At 57.7% G+C, this 4,918-nt stretch carries 3 protein-coding genes; all 3 read left to right on the top strand.

Annotation, left to right across the window (positions count from 1 at the left end):
• Positions 1–897 precede the first annotated feature (897 nt).
• The 3 genes from ACLHHB_RS03580 (at position 898) to ACLHHB_RS03570 (ending at position 4,796) form a co-directional block, all read left to right on the top strand.
• Positions 898–1,590, top strand: coding sequence for a ZinT family metal-binding protein (locus ACLHHB_RS03580; protein ID WP_410216913.1), 693 nt, complete (start codon positions 898–900; stop codon positions 1,588–1,590).
• Between the two features lie 800 nt (positions 1,591–2,390).
• The gene (locus ACLHHB_RS03575) at positions 2,391–3,617 is read left to right on the top strand and encodes a multidrug effflux MFS transporter (RefSeq protein ID WP_410216912.1); all 1,227 of its coding nucleotides are present in this window, start codon (positions 2,391–2,393) and stop codon (positions 3,615–3,617) included.
• Between the two features lie 483 nt (positions 3,618–4,100).
• Complete coding sequence (locus ACLHHB_RS03570; protein WP_410216911.1) at positions 4,101–4,796, top strand: haloacid dehalogenase type II; 696 nt, start codon at positions 4,101–4,103, stop codon at positions 4,794–4,796.
• Positions 4,797–4,918 lie beyond the last annotated feature (122 nt).

Raw genomic sequence — 4,918 nt, 5'->3', positions numbered from 1 at the left:
CCACAGTGCCATGCCGGAGATGGGAGCCATCCAGTCCGTCTTGGACCGCTTGTGCCCTCACCGCCTCAAAGCCGGCAGCTTTACCCGGGGCAAGCGACTCGGGCGTGGGACCCTGACGTGGAGCCGAGCGCAGTCTGAGGCACTTTAGCGGGACCTGACTGGTGCGCGGTGCGGCCTTTGGATGTTCGGCCGCCGCCGAACGCCTTCCAAGCGGGAAGACACAGGCAGCTACAGCCCGATGGGGATAGGCAGACCGCATGCCCGCAGGACCCGCGCGTCGATCTTTCCGCCACTTCCGGAGGCCCGCTTGCAACTGTGCTGGCAGTGCGGTGCGGCGCGAACGCGATGCAGGAAACGCATCGGCGGCTTGAGCCTCCCTTGCCGGGTTGAAACAGACCATGCATGGCAGGCGCTTCGAACAACGGTTCGACAACAAACGCCTCTGACTTTCGAGAATCTCGAAGCGGCTATGACCGAGGTCGAGGTGCAACAGGATCGGGAGGCTCTGCTCGGCACGCCTTTTGTACTGGATCATGCGCCGCAGACACGGCCATCTGCCGCCGACCTTGCCAGCACCTGACAGGTCATCGCGCAATGCAGTCTGCTCCGCCCGCGTACCTGCAGCGAAATGAACCGGAGCGGCGACGACCGCAGGTCAAGTGTCTGGACATAGTCCCTGCCGAATTACTGAGGGCTGCGTCATTTGCTTGAAGCATGTCTTTAATGATCGCGGCTGATCAGCCGGATCTTATGGTGAACATGGACTTACTGAGCAGTTATCACGGATCTGGATAATGAAGCCATTTTTGCGCATCTTCTCTTGAAGGACGTAACTATATCACATAACAAATCTCTGATGCGTTTTGCTTGAGCGACTTTGAGGAATTAGGCATGAAGATGACATTTGTGGCACGTACGGGATTGTTGTTGGCAGCAGGTTCGCTGCTGTTCATGACGGCCCAAGTTCAGGCCCAGCAGTCAAAGGAGCCGGCACCTGCCCACTCGCATGACCATGATCACGCCCATGATCATGACCATGCGCACCCTCATGTTTCCGATGACATCCGACGGGGCATCTTTGCAGATGATCAGATCAAGGCGCGCGCGCTTACGGATTGGCAAGGGGATTGGCAATCGGTCTATCCTTTGCTGCAGGACGGCACTCTCGACGTCGTCATGCGGCACAAGGCCGAAAACGGGTCGAAATCTGCGGAAGAATATCGGGCCGAGTATGAAACCGGCTATCGCACTGAGGTCGGGCGGATCGTCATCGACGGCAGCACCGTGACCTTCCATGTGGGTGACCAGGCTGTGGAAGGAACTTACGAGGAAGATGGCTACGAAGTTCTGACCTACAAGGCTGGCAACCGCGGCGTCCGCTACGTGTTTGCTAAGGTGTCAGGTGATGACGCGGCACCGGACTTTATCCAGTTCAGCGATCACGGCATCTTCCCCGAAGATGCTGGCCATTACCACCTGTACTGGGGTAATGATCGTGCGGCACTGCTTGAAGAGGTCACAAACTGGCCGACCTATTATCCGTCTTCCATGACTGGTGCCGAGGTAGCGCAGGAAATGCTTGCTCATTAACGTAAGCGAAGCAGCTCAATGGTGGTAAAAGACCGAAGCGCCTTCCTTGTCGGAGGGTCGCTTCGGACCATGCACTCTCCAGCCCTCTAAAAATTTTCCTGTCAGTACCTTGGTAGGGAGCACTAATTCCAACTGCAGCATGTCCTGATGAAAGATCATGCACTCCCTTTCCATCCTTTCCGGCTGGACAGCCTGCATGACGATTGTTTGAAGCCGTTGTTCCGACAGATCCCGTTCTCTGCAGTTACCCGGCAACGATCGCTTGGGGCTTCGCCTCGAGGTTCACCTTCCACTTCGTTCGCTCTGCTGACACGTCAATCGTTGGATTTCTGTTCAACCGAATGAGGCAGATATTCACACTGCTCACCCTGACGGACGGATGTTCAGGAACTCACCCCCTCCTCGGGCAATGGCGCCTCGAAATTCGATAAGGTTGGCGCTGTTCCCGTTCTTCAAGGTGCCGACCTTGCGCCACTCTCAGAACCTCAAAAATCGATTACCTGTTTCCGGTTTTACCGGATGAAGGGCTTGGGGATTTGCATGTCACTTTGCCCGCCACAAGTGCGCCGACCAAACTTGTGATCCGGCCGATGAATGAACGGGGGCCGGTGGCGCATGACATACATATACATTGATACATACAACCGCCGACTTCCTGGCATGACAACTGCTGCCGAAACCGGGCTTGAAGCGGGATCATACCCGGCTAAAGAGGGCGTCTACCCTTTTGCCGGCGGCGCGGACCGAACTGCGGTCCGGGTCAGCCTCTTCTATTTCCGCCTCAAATCTTTGGATATTTCATGAGCAAGGTTGTTGCCCGCACGCTGTCGCGCACCGAATTCATCGCACTGATCGCGGCTATCATGTCGCTGAATGCTCTGGCCATCGATGTGATGCTGCCGGCCTTGCCGCACATGGCGGACGCGCTCAGCGTCACCGAGGAAAACCAGCGCCAGTTCGTCATATCCGTTTACATGATGGGCTTTGGTCTGGGCCAGTTGTTCGTCGGGCCGCTGTCCGACCGCTTCGGGCGGAGGGTGCCGCTCCTGCTGGGAATCTGTGTTTATGTTCTTGCGGCCTTTGGGGCGGTCCTGGCGCCCAGCTTCGCCACCCTGCTGGCCCTGCGCTTCATCCAGGGCCTGGGTGCAAGCGCCACGCGCGTCGTGGCCACCGCTGTTGTGCGCGATTGCTTTGCCGGTCGCGCCATGGCCGAGGTCATGTCGCTGGTCTTCATGGTCTTCATGGTGATCCCTGTCGTCGCCCCGTCAATCGGGGAAGTGCTGCTTCTGCTGGGACCATGGCAAAGCATCTTCGTCTTCATGGGAGGACTGGCGCTTGTCTTCGGGGGCTGGACGTTGCTGCGCCTTCCTGAAACGCTTGAGCCGGAACAGCGCCGGCCACTCACGTCGGGATCAGTCTTTGGAGGCTTCCGGATCGTTGTGTCGAACCGGATAGCCTTTTGGTACGCACTCGCCGGCACCTGCCTCTTTGGCGCGCTGTTTGGTTTCATCAGCACTGCTCAGCAGATATACGTGGACATCTATGGGCTGGGTGTCTGGTTTCCGGCCGCCTTCGCCTTGGTGGCGGGCTTCATGGCGCTTTCCTCATTTCTCAACTCGCGCATCGTCAGGCGGCTCGGGATGCGGAGGATGTCCCACTTCGCCGTGCTGGCCTTTACTGCACTGAGCGGGGTGCTGCTTCTTGTTAGTCTGGAGGGGGCGCCGCCACTGTGGCTCTTCCTGGGGCTTTTGGCGGCGATCATGTTCATGTTCGGTTGGGCGGCCTCCAACATGAACTCCTTGTCCCTACAGCCACTTGGCGCCGTGGCGGGCACCGCGGCTTCGGTTTTCGGCTTCATCCAGACGGTGGGTGGCGCGCTGATGGGCGGCTTCGTGGGTCAACAGTTCAACGGCACCGTGGTTCCTACGGCAGCAGGCTACTTTGTGCTGGGCATTCTTGCAGTCATATGTGTGCTGGTTGCCGAACGGGGCCGGCTCTTCGGGACAAGTCCTGACGAGCCCAGCTAGTCGGGAGCCAATCGTCCTGCAGGACAAGACGGCAGCATGAGGGTTTCTGTGCTGCAAACGCATCTCGGTATCATCCGGGTGCTGCGCGGTTTATTGTGAACGCTGGATGCGTTGCCTGGACTTTGGTCGATTGGACCGGATGAGTCGAGGGAGGAGGTGAACTGGCGGGTCCAAGCCAGAGCATTTCTCTGACGGCCCGCATCTATTGTTCCTTCTGCGCTGCGACGAGTGCTTTCGAATCTGAAAGAAGCCGCCGCCGCGTGATATATGATATATCAAGGTGAAGCGCGCGACACACGCTCCACTGCAATCCCCTACATATTGCGGAGGCCACTCTACCCTGTGGTCCAATTGTCCTATCGCTGCATGTTTTGGCACTTCGCGTTCAAACAGTGCGCCGCGATCTGATGGTGTAGGCTGTGGCGAACTTTCTTCGATTATGGAGGTTCATGTTCAGGGAGTTCCACTACCGGAGATCGAGCGATGCCTGCCAAGCCTGTTTTGGTTTTCGATGTGAATGAGACGCTGCTCGATCTGGATCATCTCCGCCCCCTGTTCGGAACCTTGTTCGATGACGAGGAGGTCATGCGGGAATGGTTCGCTCAGTTGATCCTTTATTCTCAGGTCCTTACCTTGACTAAAGTGCAAAGCGACTTCCGCACCCTGGCAGGGGCAGTACTGCGCATGATCGGCACGATCAAAGGTGTCAATATCACTGATGCACAAGTCGACCAGCTGCTGAAAGCCATTGGCAGGATGCCGCCCCACGCCGATGCGGCCGAGGCATTGGCGCATTTGCATGATCAAGGCTTCCATATGGTGACCCTGACAAATTCGCCGCCTTCGGACGGACCTTCGGCTCTTGAACGATCGGGATTGGACAAGTTTTTCCGCCAATCGTTCAGCGTTCAGCCGACCGGCTGCTTCAAGCCTGCGCCGCAGACTTACCGGCTCGTCTCGGATGCCTTGGGCAGGCCGGTCTCGGACCTGTGCCTAGTCGCATGCCATGCATGGGACACGATCGGGTTGCAGTCTCTCGGTGGCAAGGGAGCCTTGGTCACTCACGGGATCAATGCTTCACTGCAAGGAACCGCCGCACCCTGCCCGGATCTGGTCGCACCCACTCTCATGGAAATGGCCCACAAGATCTCGGTTCGGTGGGCGGCCGACACGCCTTGAGTGCACATCGAATCCTTTGGAAAGAAAGGGAGCCACTATAGCACAAAAGTCGATTTTGATCTTCTGCCGGTTTTGTGGACACGAAGACAAGATCGTGGCCCATGATCTGGAGAGTGGATGTG

Origin of the sequence: Paracoccus sp. (in: a-proteobacteria) (assembly GCF_046462195.1) — a bacterium.
GTDB lineage: Bacteria > Pseudomonadota > Alphaproteobacteria > Rhodobacterales > Rhodobacteraceae > Paracoccus.
Note: the sequence above shows the minus strand (reverse complement) of the source record. Positions and strands in the feature narration are given on the sequence as shown.